The organism is Alicyclobacillus kakegawensis NBRC 103104, from assembly GCF_001552655.1.
Classification (GTDB): domain Bacteria; phylum Bacillota; class Bacilli; order Alicyclobacillales; family Alicyclobacillaceae; genus Alicyclobacillus_G; species Alicyclobacillus_G kakegawensis.
Genome location: NZ_BCRP01000029.1, coordinates 1 through 18,141 on the forward strand (window position 1 = coordinate 1; position 18,141 = coordinate 18,141).

Annotated in this window: 15 protein-coding genes and 1 pseudogene; 1 reads left to right on the top strand and 15 read right to left on the bottom strand. The window is 48.2% G+C overall.

All coding sequences use genetic code 11. From position 1 onward, the window contains the following. The 12 genes and pseudogenes from AK2_RS14670 to AK2_RS14715 all read right to left on the bottom strand — a co-directional run. Positions 1-269, bottom strand: a 269-nt coding sequence (locus AK2_RS14670) for an RRXRR domain-containing protein (RefSeq protein WP_174521163.1), incomplete at its 3' end; no start/stop codon positions are given. A gap of 479 nt (positions 270-748) precedes the next feature. Next, positions 749-853, bottom strand: a complete 105-nt coding sequence (locus AK2_RS16645) for a putative holin-like toxin (RefSeq protein ID WP_157076369.1) — start codon at positions 851-853, stop codon at positions 749-751. Between the two features lie 343 nt (positions 854-1,196). Continuing rightward, on the bottom strand, positions 1,197-2,717 hold the full coding sequence (locus tag AK2_RS14675; protein ID WP_067936236.1) for an AAA family ATPase: 1,521 nt from the start codon (positions 2,715-2,717) through the stop codon (positions 1,197-1,199). Between the two features lie 362 nt (positions 2,718-3,079). Further along, positions 3,080-3,757 (bottom strand): hypothetical protein, encoded by a 678-nt coding sequence (locus AK2_RS14680; protein WP_157076370.1) that lies wholly within the window; start codon positions 3,755-3,757, stop codon positions 3,080-3,082. A 90-nt stretch (positions 3,758-3,847) separates the two neighbouring features. Beyond that, positions 3,848-3,982 (bottom strand): annotated as a pseudogene (locus AK2_RS16650) (zinc ribbon domain-containing protein); the annotation flags it as partial. Positions 3,983-4,129: 147 nt separating this feature from the next. Next, on the bottom strand, positions 4,130-4,753 hold the full coding sequence (locus tag AK2_RS14685) for a hypothetical protein (RefSeq protein ID WP_067936246.1): 624 nt from the start codon (positions 4,751-4,753) through the stop codon (positions 4,130-4,132). A gap of 15 nt (positions 4,754-4,768) precedes the next feature. Then, positions 4,769-6,097 (bottom strand): helix-turn-helix domain-containing protein, encoded by a 1,329-nt coding sequence (locus AK2_RS14690; protein ID WP_067936250.1) that lies wholly within the window; start codon positions 6,095-6,097, stop codon positions 4,769-4,771. Positions 6,098-6,584: 487 nt separating this feature from the next. Then, a complete protein-coding gene (locus AK2_RS14695) occupies positions 6,585-7,562 on the bottom strand; it encodes a site-specific integrase (protein WP_245632936.1) in 978 nt (325 codons plus the stop codon). Between the two features lie 103 nt (positions 7,563-7,665). After that, complete coding sequence (locus tag AK2_RS14700; RefSeq protein WP_067936255.1) at positions 7,666-8,082, bottom strand: type II toxin-antitoxin system VapC family toxin; 417 nt, start codon at positions 8,080-8,082, stop codon at positions 7,666-7,668. Positions 8,083-8,110: 28 nt separating this feature from the next. Further along, positions 8,111-8,353 (bottom strand): AbrB/MazE/SpoVT family DNA-binding domain-containing protein, encoded by a 243-nt coding sequence (locus tag AK2_RS14705; protein ID WP_067936258.1) that lies wholly within the window; start codon positions 8,351-8,353, stop codon positions 8,111-8,113. Between the two features lie 360 nt (positions 8,354-8,713). Continuing rightward, complete coding sequence (locus AK2_RS14710; RefSeq protein WP_169794805.1) at positions 8,714-9,505, bottom strand: TPM domain-containing protein; 792 nt, start codon at positions 9,503-9,505, stop codon at positions 8,714-8,716. A gap of 305 nt (positions 9,506-9,810) precedes the next feature. Beyond that, positions 9,811-11,826, bottom strand: a complete 2,016-nt coding sequence (locus AK2_RS14715; RefSeq protein WP_067936265.1) for an ATP-dependent DNA helicase — start codon at positions 11,824-11,826, stop codon at positions 9,811-9,813. Positions 11,827-13,227: 1,401 nt separating this feature from the next. Here AK2_RS14715 and AK2_RS14720 point away from each other — a divergent pair. After that, positions 13,228-14,592 (top strand): restriction endonuclease, encoded by a 1,365-nt coding sequence (locus AK2_RS14720; RefSeq protein ID WP_083521263.1) that lies wholly within the window; start codon positions 13,228-13,230, stop codon positions 14,590-14,592. Positions 14,593-14,742: 150 nt separating this feature from the next. Here the strand turns inward: AK2_RS14720 and AK2_RS14725 are convergent, their stop codons facing one another. The 3 genes from AK2_RS14725 to AK2_RS14735 all read right to left on the bottom strand — a co-directional run bounded on the left by AK2_RS14725 (position 14,743) and on the right by AK2_RS14735 (position 18,091). After that, positions 14,743-15,642, bottom strand: a complete 900-nt coding sequence (locus AK2_RS14725) for an RpnC/YadD family protein (RefSeq protein WP_369406154.1) — start codon at positions 15,640-15,642, stop codon at positions 14,743-14,745. Between the two features lie 410 nt (positions 15,643-16,052). After that, positions 16,053-17,642, bottom strand: a complete 1,590-nt coding sequence (locus AK2_RS14730; RefSeq protein WP_083521264.1) for a PcfJ domain-containing protein — start codon at positions 17,640-17,642, stop codon at positions 16,053-16,055. Further along, positions 17,639-18,091 (bottom strand): Cas9 inhibitor AcrIIA9 family protein, encoded by a 453-nt coding sequence (locus AK2_RS14735; RefSeq protein WP_067936272.1) that lies wholly within the window; start codon positions 18,089-18,091, stop codon positions 17,639-17,641. Before AK2_RS14735 ends, AK2_RS14730 begins: the two co-directional genes overlap by 4 nt. Positions 18,092-18,141 lie beyond the last annotated feature (50 nt).

An 18,141-nucleotide genomic window follows, 5' to 3' on the forward strand; every position in this document is an offset into this window, starting at 1 on the left:
TGTTCCAGTTCCGCAGCCCATAGCACCACATCGCCCCGTTGGAAGGAGACCACCAGTGCCATGCCCGTGACCTTGGCCCCGGGATCGAGCTTCATCCGCAGGGGCTGGACGCCACCGTCCTCTCTCTCCTTCAGGATGATGGTGAAGGGATAACGGCGAAATACCGCTGCCTTCCCCTTCTTCAGAAGCTGTCTGGCTCTTGCTGGGTGACAGGGCATCAGCGGGTTTCGATGGTTGTCCAGTACAAACACACGGTTTTGCTTACTCATGGCAGTTACCTGCCTTTCTCCCCGATTGGGGTGACGTTGGCCTCGCCCGGTTATCCCGGCTTGTCGTGCCCGGCACACTGGCTTCCACCCCGTATGCCTGTTTAATGCCGGACGGCAGAGCCTGGAGCTGGCCTCGCACCCCAGGGTGCCATGACCGGGATAACGTCTGCATGAATGGCTGTTCCCGCTCATGCGGGCTGGTCAACCCCGGGCTTGCTCACCGCAAGCCCCCGGCTTTAGCCGTGGGGTGGTTGACTACGATAGCGGCCCGAAGAGAGGCCGTTAGTGCACGTTTGATGCAACTTTCTCGACCCAAATCCGCATTGACGTATATTCGTGCTGTGTTACACTAAACATGAAAAGAGAGCCGAAGGCTGCATCCTCCGGCTCCCGGGCACCAACGCCTTGAGCGTTGTCCCTGCCCGCTAAATATAGAGCGTGCAAGTGACCGCCCCACAGGCGCTAACCTACGGGGGTGGTCACTTGCGTTTTATGGCAAGAACCACAGCCACGACGAGCGACAAAAGCGCCACGATAAATGACCCAAATTGGATCATCAACGACAGCGCACTGGCTACACTCATGGCCTCACCCCCTTCCCGAAAAGCCGGGCAGGGAGTGACCCCCAAGGTAAGGTGCTTGGATACAGTCTATCAGATTTATCGCATTCGCGAGGGGAACATTCGAGAAGAAAATCAGAACAGTCCGTTCCGCCGGCCTCGCCTTCGCCGGACGGCGATGGCAGCCACGCACGCTGCCTTACCCACTCGGTAGTATACTCATCGGTTCTGCTCAATAATTGACGTGCACAATGCTGTCCGGATGCTGTTTATGGAGGCTAATCGCCTGTTGCGCCATAAACAAGCCGACAGCTTTGTTTTGACTCCAGGTGGTCGAAAATTGATTGACCTGCAACCGGCTTTTTCCCTATTTATGAAAGTGTTCCTGGAGAAACAAATCCCTGACTTCCAGCGGAACGGGCTGATTGCGCACTTTCTCTACTTCACGTACGACATCTTGAAGCTTAACTATAAACTTTTGGCCTGAGTGCTTGGCCAACACTGTGCGCCGTCGCAGGTTCTCTGCCACTTGGCTAACATCGGCCCCGCTTGCACCTTCGAACAACATGGGTAACACAGGCAGAGCAGACTTAACTTCAGGAGACAACTTTACACCTTGTTTTTCGGTCCAGCGCCAGAACATGATGCGAATGTCCTCCTGGCTCGGGTTGGGAACATAGATCTTCGTTCCCAAGCGCCCGGGGCGAACGAGTGCCTCATCGAGGTCTTCCAAGCGATTGGTGGCTGCAATGACGAAGACTCGATCCCGCGGCTCGAACCCGTCCATCTCCGCCAGTAGTTGATTCAGCTGGCTGTCGTGGTACGGATTCATGCCGCCACGTTTCCCGCCAATGCCGTCAATCTCGTCGATGAAGATGATAGAGGGAGCATGTCGCCTAGCCTCTGCGAACAAACTGGTGATGTTTTGCTCCGTCGCGCCAACGAGCGTTCCCATTAAGTCGCTTGCACGTACCGCGATGAAGTACAGTCCCAGGCTTTCCGCCACCGCACGGGCCAGTGCCGTCTTGCCGTTACCGGGTGGGCCATACAGAAGAATACCAGTCTTAATAGGTACAGCGTATTTCTGCATGAGATCTGCACTCTTGAGCGGTAGGACAATGCTCTCCTGAATTTCTTGGATGACATTTTGCATCCCAATGATTTTGCGCAGTGCGTCCGGATTCGCACGATACTGCTTTCCTTTTTCCTTCCACCGCACCCGGCCATTATGGAATCCTTCTTCCTCGTCATTAAATCCACTAGAGTCGTTTTGTGAAGAAGACGAGGGCGGAGACTGAAAGCGGCGCATGTTTTCCTCAAACCGACGCGTGGCCTCGCGAGCAGCCTCGGGCGAGTATGGCCGAGTCTTACGAGAGATACCATTCCCCAACCATTGCCGAATACCTTGGGGCAAATGAAACGCCTCTGCAAGGAACAGCCGGCGTTCACGTGCCCGCTCGAACTCCTTGTCGATCCAGTTGCCTATATACGGGTTGTTCCGCACACGCCAAGCCGTGAGCGTATGCATCTGCAGACGCGTTATGAACGCAAACAATTGTGTGGGACCTATCGAGAAGTAGTTCAACACGGCCCACAATGCGAGCGCCGCCACATAGGTTTCAAGGGTTTCCTGCGTGCTTAGGTGCCAGAGCCAGATCTTCGTGTCTATACCGTCCTTAACAAACATAGGAGCGAGCAGATTCAGTGCGATAAGCGCCAACAACCAAATCGGAACTAGAAAGCGCCACAAATTCTGGGCCAAACGGCCGATGTCGAAGTACCAGGAAAATAGAACAATAAAACCCAGAAACGGCCCTATGGCATAGAACAAACCAAGCGCCGTGATACCGACCTGCCAGTCGATGACTTTAAAAACCGGCTCATGCATGTTGAAAACCGCCTTTCTCAGCAGTAACTGATTCCTCCTGATTTGAGAATACCAGACTGACTGTGCGGTTTTCGGAGATTTTGGATGAGAGAGTGGCCGTGGAGAAGAAGTCGAATCGCACTACCACCGCTCGATGCGTTCAAGTAGACTCTCAAGTTCTCGGATACTGGCACGAGTCTCTAGGAATAACCGAATTGACTCATAATCAATGGAACTGACAGATCCGGACTCGATATTTTCCCTATACTTTGGCAGTTGATTTTTCAGATATTCAATTCGATGTTCAATGTACCAATACAACCTGTCTTTAAACAAGCTCGGCATGGGATTCCACCATACTAAGAACTAAGAACTAAGAACTATCAATCCGTCTTTATCGTTTTCGGACTCGACAACGAAAATGATTCAGCTAAGGAAATTAAGGTCCATCCTTCTTCGTAAGATACGTATCCGGTGTCAATGTATCCCGCGCGTAGCCTGCGATTAATAGACGTCTTGTCGTAATGACGAAGTTTAGGGGGTAAATCAACTCGTCTGTTTTTGACAACAGCAGACTGGATATGTTTCCAGACACATAGCTCAAAGCTCTGTTCTTGCAAGCGTAGTTTCATGATATTTAAATGCTTTTCGAGATCGCTTTTTAGAAATTCAATCCTCTCTTTATTCACTTCATTAGCCACCAATTTGGCCTGAAGAGTCGCAATCTGTACAGCCTGCTGTTGCCAACGACGCCACCACAGTTTTCCTATTTGCGCAGCGTATTTTTCATCCAGTTCCAATGTCTCATCGAGCAGGTTTGTTTGCACAGCCATAAACTCCTGCCCGTCTTGTATCAATTTCACGATTTTGTACGAGGGCATTTCGATGACATGGAGCTGAATCCATGGCGCATAACGCGAAATCTCCAAGGCAGCCCGGGTGGCATCTTGCAGTCGCCCGTATTTGGTCAATCCATCATAGTCGGAATTCAACGTACTGGTGATGATGAAGTATCGAGTATGCGTTGAGACTGACAAGCGCAATCCCTCCCGACTCGCCATACCGATTTGTCTTCTACCATACCGGTTTTGAGCGAGTATGCTGCGCCATCTTTACGCCACCTCCCAGTCAGCGATTTGCAATCAAATTATTCAGTTAAGTGTAATCGTGTATATGTGGTGAAAAGTGCGAGCGGCATTCAGATCGGCGTTTAACTCGAAACTGCACTGTCGGCACTTGAATCGCGATTGAGACCTGCGATTGGAGCGATGGATATGCCCGCACTTCGAACACCTTTGCTATGTATGCCGTGGGTCGATGCCGACAACAAGGCATCCCTTCGCTATCTTCGATGATCTCCGGCCCTAAGCGAATCTTTGTGGGCTGGTTAATCGCGGACTTACCCCCGGTCGAAGCCGGGGGAGGCAGTCAACTCAACTGATATTGCGCGAATTGGTATGGATAATCTGCATAATTTCTTTCAATCGACGCGGTGTCAGCATGGCATGTAAGGACTGTCCAATGCGAATGGTCATGGATCGGATCCTGCGGTCAAGCGTTCTAACTGAAACGTCCAGTTCGCCCGCAATAGTATAGTTTTTTTCTTCCTTTTGGTACTTGAGACGAAAAAGTCGTTCCATATCTGTGCCGTAGATCACGCTCTCTATTTCGAACATTTTTTGCTTGAAATCTTCCAGCATCAACCTTGTGTCTCTATTCATGCGCTCTTTTTCAAACATACCCAGTTGCTTCACCCAATCACGCATCACCACATAACTTTCGAGTACCTTGCGACCAATGCGGTAATAGTCATCTTGATTCAATAAACATACATTGTCAGTTGGCCAAGGAAACAGTGTAGGCTCAGTTGTTCCTCGAACAGGTTCCCAAACGCCGCTTCCCGCGGGCCGGACATACACCGCAATCGGCAATTCATCCCATCCATATCCAAGTAGTTTCGCAAAATTGCTCAGAAGGCAAACAACCTGATCCGGCGGCGCAGAACAAGATACATGTAATTCCTGGTTGGCATCAATCAGTGCATAGTCGTAGTTCATATCAGGCATCCCTCCTTAGTTTGTAGGTGCACAATCCGGAAACAACCGGTAAAACGCCTCATACCTTTCGTCCCGTCTCGCCCCCCTTGATCGGAGCGGTTGTTGTCGAATTGTCTTCCGTGATGTCGTTGCCGACACTGGCGATGGATGATGTGCCCAATTGATCGAATCCACTTCCTCCTGCTTAGCCAATTCACAAGCCCAACGCTGCTTGATCACCTCTGCGCAATAGGCGAAGCTGCGAATGTGCTTGTCGGCAAAGGTTGCGAATGTGTAGTCAATCCCATCTAGGATAAAGTTGATGGGCACTCCGCTGTCCAGAAGTTGCTTAATAGCTCGATAGTCGTTCTCCTTTGCGATGTACGGGCGGCCCAGGTGCTGCATCATGCGGTGGTCCACCGCCAAGTACGGGTCGTCAGGAGATGACCAGGGAGTGTTATATGTGGTTATATCAGGAAGTTCGCTCCCGCCATCTGTATCGATGAGTGGCGTGGAGCTGCTAGGTCTCATCGTGTCTTCTCTTGTCCTTGGAGAGACAGAAGACGAAGAGCTTGTCTCCTCAAGAGGCGCGGCTTGTCCACCCACTGAACTTATCCTGTTCCAAGCGCCGTACGTGTTGTCACCCAAGTGACGAGTGTTGCTAGGGTCGCTTGGAGAGATTCGACCTAGCGTTCGATGAGTTGACATAATGTCCCTCTCTTGCGTACGCTCGTGATCATAGACATCTATATCTTCTTCTTTACTTTCTCTGTATGTAATCTCTGTAGTAATCTCTGGTATTGCTCTTGCGAAATGCAAATCCGAGCCTACATTTTGCAAATCCGAATTTGCATTTTGCAAGTTCGAATTTGCATTTTGAAAATCCGTATTTGCAAAATGCAAATTCGAAGTTCTAGGGTTCTCAATCAGCAATGGATAGCCTTCTAAGGCGTATCCTTTAGCTTGCAGGTCACGCTGAATCTTAACCACATTGACCCGGTATTGATAGGTCTTATCCATGTGATTCTTGGGATTTCGGCGCTTCTCCAGCCATCCTTGGTCAACCAGTTGGTTTAAGAGTCGTAACATGCTCGAAACGTTGAGACCTAACATTGTTTCTTCGGCCAATTCTTCCGCCTTTTTAAAAATCCATCCTCGACGCAATGGAAGATTGGGTTCTTCAGCACCACTCATCGTGGCCCGTTCGCGCTCTTCCAAAATAAAGGCATCAAAATCCTGTACCCGCTCGCTCCAATACAGCATCTGGTTAAGAATGATCGCAAGTTTAAAGTTCCCCGTTAGAGCGACGAGTTCTTCTTTGATTACGCTTCTCTTCAGCGGCTTTGGATCGGATGAGTATGACATGAGGCCTTTCCTCCTCTCGGTATGGATTGGAGGAATGATTCACAATGGCATTGATACCTTCGAATAATTTGTGGTATCCTGAAATAAGGATGTAAATCATTCCTCTTGATGGTGAGGTGCCGGTTGAGAGCGGGTGGCCTCACCATTGAGTTGTTTTTAGGACATATTCTCGGTTTCAAGGTACACACGAAGAAACGGCTCCTTTGGCACACTTCGACCAAAGGAGCCGTAAAATTTACCACGCCAATATTCCAGATTCGATGCAGGAAAAGACAGAAGTCGCATCGAATCTAGCCTATTGACCTTGGAAGGTGGTGGCTTCCTTGGTCATGTGACAACGGTTCTGCCAAAACCGTTGTCACATCTTAGGTGTGGTGTCCCATACTCGCCACAGTATGGGGCACCCATCTAGGGGTAACTTTTTCGACACATTTCACAAACTTCCTTCTCGATACCCTCAAAAAATGGATTTGAAAAACGAATTTATTTACAATCCCACATATGCAGCAGCGTTTTCTCGGAACAGATTCCCGTCTCGTATATATCGACGGACCATGTTCACACTCTTATGCCCCGTCTGCGCCATAATCGCACGTTCGGGCGCGCCGGCCATTGCGGCCGATGTAGCAAGTCCAGCACGAAGACTATGACCGGCATACTCGTCGGCATCAAGACCAATAGCCTGGATGTACTTCTTCACGACGCGCGCAACCGTTTTATCGCATAGGCGATCAACTCCCACTCTGCCCGCTTTGTCCACCCGACGAAACAGGGGACCAGAGACGATCCCTGCAGATTGCAGCCACGATTGTAAAGTTCTCACCGGGCATGTCTCTACGTGTGACCCGTAGGGAATGCCAACCTTTCTGCCTTCTCCCTCCTGGTCCGTCTTGCTTCGGCGAAGTGTGATGGTCAGTCCTTCTCGCGTAAACTCCACATCCTCCACGTACAGCGACACGAGCTCAGAGCGTCGAAATGCCCCAGCAAAGCCAATCAAGAGCAGTGCCCGATCTCGTAGTCCAAGCAGATTGTGTGGAGTCTGTCGGATCATACGTCTCAGGTCTTCAATCAGGACGGGGGACTTCGGGGATACAGCAACACCGTGCGTATTGCGGATACCGCGCCATACGGTTTTTACGGTCTCGGAGGATGTGGGCGAGGCATAGCCTTTCGCTTTGTGAGCCAGCCCAATTGAAATAATACGACGTCCAATCGTACTCGTCTTATGACCGGTTTCGGCCATATACGTCATGTACAGCGCTATCGTATCGGGTTCAGCTGGAAGTGAGGAGAGGCCTTGTTCCTCACACCAGCCGATAAACGCCCTCCAGTCCGATTGGTACGCTCTGACGGTATTCGGAGCTTTCGAGCTGCGAACATACGCTCTTGCTTGTTCTGCAAGTTGGTCTACCGAGACAACAGAAGAAGTCGATGTTTCAGCCGACTGAGGCAAATTCAACAGCAAAGCACCTTCTTCTGTAAAAATCCACCTTTGATGCGAACATACGTTCTGGATAGGTTGATTATACTCCTACTGGATGCACCATCACAATCCAGTAAATTACAGTTTAGTGTGTATGAGATTCAAAAACCTCTACGCCTGATTGCCGAAGGTTTTCATTGAACGACGCTACGGAACACGCTTGATTTCGGGCGATTACGGCCAAGTAAGCATCGGCAAAGTCTACGTCATGGTGAGCGTATATTTCTAGGGCTTCCACCAAAGCAACTGGGTTTTCAGCTTGTACACCGGGCAAAAACAATACTTTTGTCAGTGCGTCCGTCACGACTTTTTTGGAAGGAAAACGAGCAGTCTGTCCGGCCAAAAACGAACAACACTTGGCCAAGGTAACAGGGTCCACCATAAGGGAAATCTCCTGCTGTTCGGCACTCTTGAAGATAGACCTTGCTTCTTCAAACATTTTCGGATCGTCACCCAGAAGGAATCGAAGAATGATGTTGGCGTCTAAGTATACGATTTGCATTTTGGATTCTATTCACCACCGAATGGATTTAATTATCTTGTACACCGTATTGAAATTTCTTTTCTTGCTCATCCGTTGGAGTGGATGACGTTTTGCCTAAAGTACCTGCAAGATCGTCCACCCCTACCGCCTTCAGCGTTCGAATTGTGACTTCACCATTGTTCTTCACTTGAAAGACCAGTCGATCACCGCCATCTAGATTCAACACTTCTCTGATTGCGCCTGGAATGGTAACTTGAAATTTGTCTGTAACTCTGGCTATGGCCATCATGAGCTCTTGGCACCATCCTTACTGTGTATATCTCTCATTATACAGTCTATCACGTTCTACGGTGGATGAATGCAACGTGATTTTGTGTAGAACAATCCGCCACGACAAGCGTATTTTGGACTGCATTCCTTGTGATTTTAACGTCCGATAATCGGGGATTATCGGACATAAAAGATGGCGTAATATTATCCACATAAATAATTGCGATATATTTTAAATGCCTAATAAATAAGTCAATATATAAAACTAATAATTATGTTTATTATATTTAATACGATAAGCCTGTTTAGTTGTACTTTTATGAGTAGAATAACACACCGGAAAAATAATCAAATCGGGTGTATTATGTATTATTTATGGTTACCCACTAACATTGGTTGATAGTTTGTCAATAGCTCGAATTGTTTGGATCACAGCCTCAGAAAAGTCTCCTTTGCGCGCATATGGAACAAAGTACTGGTCGGTTATCTCGCTGTACTTGTCGGAAACCGATGAACCCGGCTCGTTGCTTGTAATCATTTGATCCAGAGTCGAGCCACGTTCGGCGACCAACTGCACCCGCTGGTCGCCCGGGTCGATGGCCAACAGCGCATCGACCCCTCTCATTCGTTGTTCTTGAAAAAATATTTGGTTGGCTAGTGTTGACAAGTTGCTATTATGTGGAACAGTCAGGATGTAAATAAGGTAGTGGCTTCTTGTCAACGCTTTTTCTATACGTAATACTTGGCCATCTGTAAATAGGTGCGCATTATCAGCTATTTGCTGGGAAGCAACTTTTTGTCGTAAACTATCCACTTTCTGCTGAAAGGTATTTAGAGTGCTGGATTCAAAGGCGATTTCACCATTTCCAAGGATCAGATGAAGTGTATTCCCGACCTTTTCACCTGAAACCGTCCCATCACCAAACCAAGAACCTATCGTTCCTCCCAATTCCAGTGTGATGTGATTGCCGTCGGCCGTTCCGTGTACAGCAATGTTGTGCTGTGAAACGTGATTTTTATCAAGGGAGACTGCATATAGGGTACCGGTAAGCTTGCCGTCCTGTTGTTCTGTGAGATCCAGCAAGCTTACCTCTTGAGAGTTCGAGTACAAGTAGTCTCCCGTGATCCTATTTTGTCGAGAATGGATTACCCACCAGCCGGCTACGACCATGATTAGCGCTCCTATTCCGGAACCCACGTATACCATTATTTTCTTCATCATGCTTTCGTCGCCCTAGCCTCTTAAAAAGATTATTTTATCGTCGTCGAATTGCCACCCCGGGAACCTACTAGCGAGGGGAATAACAGCCGGAACTTTACCATTTGTAACCATCCGTCGTTAGTCTAACATACGGATCACCATTGACCACCATGTTAACCTTGCTAGCTAGCAAGGGACAGGGGGCGAGCGTGACAGCTATATTCATACGGTTGAAGGAAACTCTTATGTATAACCTCCGACATCACCGTATCCCCCTACAACTGCAATGTCGTTTTTACAAACTTCTCAACCTCGGCGAATGAATGGGTAACATTCTTAAAAGGGATGGAGTCCAAGACCTGCTTGCGATATGATTGACCATTTTTCTCACTCAAGCGACTATCCAAAATCGTTGCAACACCCTTATCATTTTCTTTCCGGATCAAGCGCCCAAGTCCCTGTCGAAGCTTCATTAACATTTCAGGGAGCAACACCTGCATTCGCGTTTCTGCCTGCGAAATTTTGTAATCGTAGATTGGATCGGGAACGGGAAATGGTAATTTAAAAATTATGAGATTACTTAAAGATGGTCCGGGCACGTCGATCCCCTCCCAGAATGACCCTGTAGAGAAGAGAATAGAGTGTTCATCGCGAATAAATTCGTTTCGTACTTCATTTTGTGACCCACTGTTGGACTGAATCAATAATTTCCAAGGTAAGTCCTTGTCCTTTAACAATTCATACACAACATTCATGTCTTGTTTTGCTGTAAACAGTACCATGGCTCGGCCTTCAGTAAGGCGGATAAGTTTTTCGATCTCCTTAGCCCCCTCAATACATAGTTGTTCCCGATCACGAGGGCTCGGTAGACCTGATGGAATATATAAAATTGAATTCTTAGTATAGTCAAATGGTGATGGTTGGGGTTCAGATAGGTCCGTCTTGGATAGTGGAACCCCGTTACTCTCTAGAAAATACTTGTATCGTTCCTCAAGAGTGTCTCCAGGGTTGGTAATAGTGGCTGACGTAAGTATTATTTTCGTGTTGGGGGCTTCAAACAAGCGCTCTCGGACGCTTCTTGCTATATCCTTGGGAACTCGATTCAAAGTCACACCGCGTTCAGTGCCGTTTATCATTTCCGCCCAATATATAAATTCTGATTCTCTATCTGCACTTTCATCTAAATCCAAGAAAAAGTATTCAAGTTCCGTTAGCGACTCAATAATTTCATCAGACTCATCGATATCAACATGCAGTTGGAGTTTCTGATTAAGTTCACGTAGACCACGGGCCAGCTGTACTAAAGGCAGGTTTTCAGATTTAATGTAGAATCTATCTGGGTATTCACCTTTGAGGTGACCATCGACCAATTGCTGCTGACACTGTTCGTAAACCTTATAGTATACGTTATCTAACCAACGCTCGATTTGGTCGGTGAGCTTTTCGACATCTCCATATATCTCCGAGCGCTTCATGAGAGAGTTGGCCCTGCTGACCAAGCGTTTCGCTTCTTTATTACTGTAGTTAATGCGTTCCGCGGACCTGGCCTTCTCTTCTAGAGTATGTGCTTCATCAATGACGATGATGTCTCGACGACGACGACCCTGTTCAGTATGAAATAGCGGTCGATCGGGTAGCTTGCCATCCTGTATGAGCTGATCATGATTCGTTACTATGATGTTATCTATCTTCCTCATTTCCTGACGCAGACGCATATATCCACAATCCCAATAAAGTGGACATTTCCTCCGAGTACATGTTGCATCTACACGTATAGAGTCCCATTCGTTGATTCTGTACCCAACCGCCTTTTCGATTTCGGAACGGTCCCCGAAGTCAGATAGTGCATCAACTTTATGTAGCCACTTGGGTTTCTGACCCGCATACTTTTTCTGGGCGTTTTTCTTGCACAGAAAATGTGTTTGACCTTTTGATAAAATTACACTTATCCTACTATTTATACTTAATGCGTACAAGAGCTTTCGAACATCTTGCACCAATTGCTCTTGCAGAGATATGGTGCCAGTAGAAACGATGATAGATGAATACGGATATGCATTTTTTGCGAGAATTGTTGGGACCAAATACGCATAGGACTTTCCTATACCCACCCCGGCTTCAATGACTCGAATCTGGTTAGAACCTCCTAACGTATCGAGGATGTCCATAGTCATTTCAAACTGTCCCTCACGAAAACGAAAACCCGCTCTAGGTAGTAGTTCTTCAAAAACTTTAGCTGTTGGGCGCCACACATTGTTACCAAAACTGTCCATGGTAAATCCTTTTAGCATTTTCTCCCCCCCCTTGTAATGACGCGAATGCTTTGATTTCATTTCGTACTACAGGTAGTGGTATAAAATTCGCTCCCCTGAATTGACGAGAAATCCACCAAGTGCCATCTACTAAGGTGAAGGCAACAACTTCGTAGAGGAGGGTCTGGTGGCTTATATGGATAAGATCGTGCTTTTGAACTAGATTCTGGACGTTCGATTGGTTGCCATCCCGTCCACATGGGAGATGGAATTCAATACTCCAGGCCAAGGCCATTTCCACTCCATCCAGCTCCCAATCACATACGGTTTCCAACGCCTAGTTTCAAGAGCACATCATCCAGCAACAAGTCTTTTTCCACATTCGCCTTCATCTCCAATAACTAATGATTCATGGCAATTATTATAACGATGTCTCGCACCCTTAGACATTCGATTTCTCCTTGACTCTGCATTGGGTAAACGGTCGATGAACTGTCGTTATCACCACTGTCTATACTGTGGCTTCGCCGCAATAACCCATTGTACATTGAATACAAAACGGAGCAGAGGTTGTATTTGTGCACCAAAACGATCTTGAATACAAAGTGTTCTTACACATTTGGCAAAAGCAACACCGAGTACCACGACCACGAGAGTACCGTGCGTTAGTTAAGGGGACATCATACCCGTCAATCGACGAACTAACGATGAAGTACGGTTCTTTTGATAATGCCATTTCTTCTTTTCTTCGCTTGTACCATGCGATTCATGGATACAAAGAGATTCCTGACTACCTACTCGGCGCCTTGGTGAACCGGGCTAGGATTGTACGAGAGAAGAACCGACGCATCTATTTGCGCTACACATCAGATGACGTGGCGCAGATCGACATATTGCGCTCTTTCATGCATGATGCGACCGTTCATCGAGCAAGTCAGAAGCAATCAACCCTCTATCTGCGCTGTTACGATGACGAGTTAAATTTGGCGTTTGAGCACTTGTGTCGTGATGGACTACCGGTCCGTCCAACGGTGGATTTCGTGCGAGGTTACATCGACACGCATAGCCATTTTCGTATGACCACACCACAGCGGCATCGTCTTACGATTACAGGGCCACTTGTACCTCAGTGTCATGATTTCCTTGTACAACTTGGAGCTGAAGACACGCAGGTGAGTCGGGTAAGCAATTCGTACCGGATGAACATTCACAGCCGTAGTCTGCGTAGCATCCGTGATGCGTTGTATCCCGATGGATGCGTGTGTAACGAATGCGTGAGAAGAATGATGTACGAGGCCTAATCCTACCCATGGATCCGCGCCCAACTTCATTGACATGCCATTATGGTATCGGAGTAGCGGTTTTCGATGTACAATGAGGCATAAGGAATCCCAATAATACTACAAACTTATATTTTTTATAGACGAAAGGAACGTATGAATGGACGATATAAAGATCAGCAATTGTATAATAGAGTTACAAAATCGTCGTCGTCTATGGCTGAGAGAAAACTACGATGAAGAGGTTGTTCTTTCTAGGGACTTTCGAATTACGGTAGACAGCGATAAGGTTTATACATTGCCTAGTCCGCCTTGCTTGTATACAGTACAGCACGAAGTGTTTAGCGACAGATACAAAATTTCACTTCTAAATTACAACGACAAACTATTTACCATTAACGTCCCTTCTGCCCGTGGAGAAGAAGTAATCAAACAAATGGAACAATATAAGGACCAACTGAATTCCATAGGAAAGGAGATAGTTAGCAGATTTGAGGAGATAACTGTTCGTGAAATGAATAAATGCCTTGGAGATCCCGAAGTACGTTTGTTGGCAGTCAACTTCATGGATGTTTCCGGACGACCTATATTTTTGAATCACAAAAATTTCCGTCGTACGGAGCGTGTTCTTTTTAGGATAAACAGTATGTGCAAACAGATGTTGTGGTCCACAAGCGATTTTTATAATTTTATGTACGACGACTTTGGTATTGTCCGGAGTCTGGCATTCGAACTCGATGATACTCACCCGGTTCCTTTGGATTATAATCTTCAGTTGTTTAGCAAAGTATTGATCAAAAGGGGGGTATCCGAAGAATATATTGAACACACCACCTGGTTAGTTCTTCAGAACGTTGCAATAGACTTCTTCCACCGATCGTTCGCAGATAAATATGGCTTAGCATTCGAAGAGATCGATATGGGAAATCTGGAGTTATGCTGTCAGAGATACTGCGACATGGCTATGGTTGATACGAAGAATCCTGATCTGATTGCCGAGTTCACTTACTTCTTAATTAAAGAAGGAACCTTTCAAGACAATAACTGGTATGTTCAATATTCGAACGTTAAAACTATAGTAGATCAAATCCACGATTCTATGAAAGTCGCTTCTTTTGAAAGTCAATTGTTATCCCATGGAAATCTAGCCGTCATTACTATTGATGACACGGACCTCATGACTGGAAAAGAATTTGAGGACTGCGTGTCCAAGTTGTTTGCCAGAATGGGCTATTCCACTCAAACTACAAAGACCTCCGGGGATCAAGGTATTGATATTATCGCAGAGAAACACGGTCGAAAAATTGGCATACAAGCAAAGCGATATACCTCAACAGTTGGTAACGGAGCCATTCAGGAAGTCGTGGCAGGTTTGAAGTTTTACGGGTTAGACAAAGGAATGGTTGTCACAAACAATAAATTCTCAAAATCGGCCGAACGACTGGCAAAATCCAATGATATTATTCTTTGGGACCGTAGTATGTTGAAGGCGAAGCTTGAAGAAATGCAGCTGACATTCGAATAAAACGGGGGATTTGATACCGATTCTGGGCTATTCGACAGGTCTTTATCCTGAACTACCTTGGTTTGGACCAGAACAAGGTCCCGAGTAATTGGAAGCAAAACGACAAGAAAGCCGGCCAGGATGACGTCATCCCGGCCGGCTCGTTCACACTCAGTTCAAGTTACTTCGAATTTGCTCTGCCTCTTGCTTCGACAGTCCTGTAATCTCAACAACATCCTCCACGGATGCGCCTTTTCGAAACATCTTTTGCGCTACCTGAACGGCTTTCAAGTATTCGCCCTTTTCCAATGCCTCTTGCTCAATTTCGCGAACGACATCCGTCATCCTCATCGTCTCCTTTAGGAGCTGTTTTTGCGCATCAGTTAAATTCCGACCGCTTAAACCCATAATCAGCGCTGTTACATAGTTTTGCTCAAAGGTATCCGGAATTTTCCTTGTTAACTCCAGAACCTCATTGAACGCCTCATCACGAGTCCTTTTTTCAAAGTGCATGTGGAACGCAAATGCCAAACGAATGCGGTCTTGTTCCGTCCAATCACCGAATTCCAAATGCCTTTTCACGGTGTCAATTGCGCCGTCACCGTCGAGTCGATTGAGAAATACGTTCTCGACGTGGTATTTGGCACTACCAATATCGAGCGTGTCCGGGCCAGAATGCACATCACCCGTGTACATCACGATGGTCCGGATTTTGCGGCCGAATCGTTCGGCCAAGGCTACATCGTATGCCAAAAACCGATACAGCGTAGCCTCACGACTCGATTGAAACTCAAGGTGCAAAATCTCCCCGGTCTCCAACTCGAACACGATGTCGGTGAACTGCTGGCGTATCACGACTTCGTCCAATTCTGTTGGCAAAGCGCGAACCACCGGGGCATGCGAGATACCAATCACGTCCAAGACACCGTCGGGGCAGGCGCCCGTCAAGTGCTTGGACAAAACGTCGTTTGCGTTACGCACACTTTTCATTTTCTCACCTGTGTATCTCAGTATAATTCGCGTGTTGCCCGGTGTCATCATATCAAACCGAGACTTCCAGCAATTGATCAATCGCGGCCTCCGAACGCATCCTATACGCGGCATGAAAAAATCCGACCGGGACCATGTCCCAGGCCGGATTCTACTCCGTTCAGAAGATGTCTTTGCACTTTTGTATAACTCGCTGCAAATCGAACTGATGGGGTTGAATGACCGCCGCCGCATTGATGGCGGCGCGTACGTTGTCTGGCGCGGCGTTCGGTACGGTGGCAATCACTCATTCGGTGGTCGGGTTGATGACCGAAAAGGTCTCTTCCGCCCGTCCGCTTGTCCACTCTCCACCGATGCCATCTGATAGGTGCCCCGTTCCATGAGTTCCTTCACTCTCCTGATACTCGATTTCACCCTGGGCTCGCCGGGCCTTACGAGTGAGGGCCCAGGTACGCCTATGGTCATTGATCCTACTTTACTGCACGCGAGCGCTATAGGGTAACGACCAATCTGGATGCCTCACCTTGGTGGAGACGGTCAAATCCTTTAGAGAAGCGCAAGGTGTGAGGGGTTTGACGCTTACGGAGATGCTGAACGAACCGGTCGAGAAACGCCTGTTCCTCGTCGTTAAGGCACCGATTGCGATACCCTCTTGCCTGCCGAACTACTCCGTTTGTAATTTCCACCGTGCAAAGCGGAGTGTCCGGATCGGCCACGAGGCGCATGAGGAACAGATCCGTTTGCCCAGCTGCATACCGAGCAGCGTAGCTTCCGACGCAGTGGTTCAGCGTTTTCCCTTCCTCGAACAGCTCGCTGGTACTTCTGGCCGGGCGGATTAAGAAGTGTTCATCCGCATAGCTGTACGATTCTAGTTCAGCCAGTCTTTCTTGGATCAGCTGATTGAGGTTTTCGTCCCGCTTTATCCGCACTCGGCGCATCATCTTGTCGTGTGCTTCGCGCAGATTCGAGGGGAATATCACATACTTCTCCGTCAAGGGAATCCCAAGTTCCTCACAGTTCCGCAGATAGTCACGCCACTCTATCCAAGCATAGGTCGCGGTGCTGTAGACTTCTGATTTGCGGATTTGCTTAAGAAGATACTTCGCAACCTCGATTTCTGTGGCCAATTCCCGCAGATCCTCCAACTGCTGCCGATAGTATCCGTAGCTGAAATCCCTCAAAACGTGGGCGTCCATTGGCGACAGATCCCATCCGAGCTTCTTTCTCCAGAAGTGGTAGCTGTACAGCGTCAGAGGCTGTACGGACGACGCTATCTGCTGGAACTGCCGCACTTCCGAGCGTGTCATGCGGAGCACCTTTTCGAGCGACTTTCCGCGCCAATTTACTACTCCATAGGTCTTTTCCCCGTCCAGTTTGGCAGTGACTAATCCACTCAGCCCCAACTTAGTCAGGTATTCCACGCACGGGTATTTGGCGGCCAAGTCGAAGAACGTAAGGAGAGTGTAGTAGCGGTCTCGGTATTTTTCCCACTGGCTGTATTGGAGTGGTGTGCCGTCCACAGCTTTTTCGACGCTCTCCCATGAGCACCAAATGTAAATGCTGCGCCAATTCACCATTCCAGCAGGAAGCTGGTGCACAGAGCGCATCTGCTTCCACTCGCCGGACCACGTACGTCGAAGCATCCTTCCGCCTCGACCTGGCTCGAACAAATACCGGGCGCGTGGCTCAAACTGGGTTTCGACGTTGTGGTAGTCGCCGGAGTAATCGCGCCAAGCGTAGTACCACGTGGCGACCACAACATGTGGGTCTATCACGGACTTTTCGTACCACACGATGTATGCATGATCGACAAGGTACTTACGTCCGCGGCCTCGTTGCTTGACCACGCATTCGGAACCGCAGTTGAGGCAGGCCGTTTTTTCGTTGTGCTTGTAGGCCGCTAGTCCAACACCAAGTTGGTATTCCGCGTGGCAGTGTGTGCAGTACGCCATCTGTACCTTTCCAACACGCCACACGAACAAGTACCGACTTTCGAGAAACACGGTGTCTCTCGCGTACTCGATCAACGCTTGGCTAGGCCGTGCCGGGAAGTGAGCCAAGAACTCGTTGTAACCGTTCATTGCCACTCCCCTCCTTCGGCGTCGCCAAAGAGCGAGAGCTGCGTCACGTCGGATGCGGCGGCCTTAGCCGAGGTTTTTACCCGAGCAGCCGGTTTTGTGTTCCTGGCCGTGGATGCCGTACGATGTGGTACTGCGGGTCTTGCAGGTGGCTGCGACTCCGGCGGGATGTCGAACGGCTCGCCGTCCCAACACTCAAAGTATTGGAGGACTATGCCGTATCCGTCCGCGTCCGGGATCACCGCAATATTTCCAACACGCTTGGTTTCCGCATATCGTCTCATCGCATCGAGACTCTTGAGGATAGTCTTGCCTTCGGCAAGTATCTTTTCTGCGTGTTCCGGGTGCTTTTCGAGGTGCGCCAACAAGTATTGCCCAATCATTTGTACGTAGGGATGTTTCTCGTTGGCAGCCATCTCGGTCGTCAGTTTCTCAACAGCCTTTTCGTACATATCGGTTCGCTCCTTTGCCCATCCCCGATGTCACGGGGGATGGGCGAATT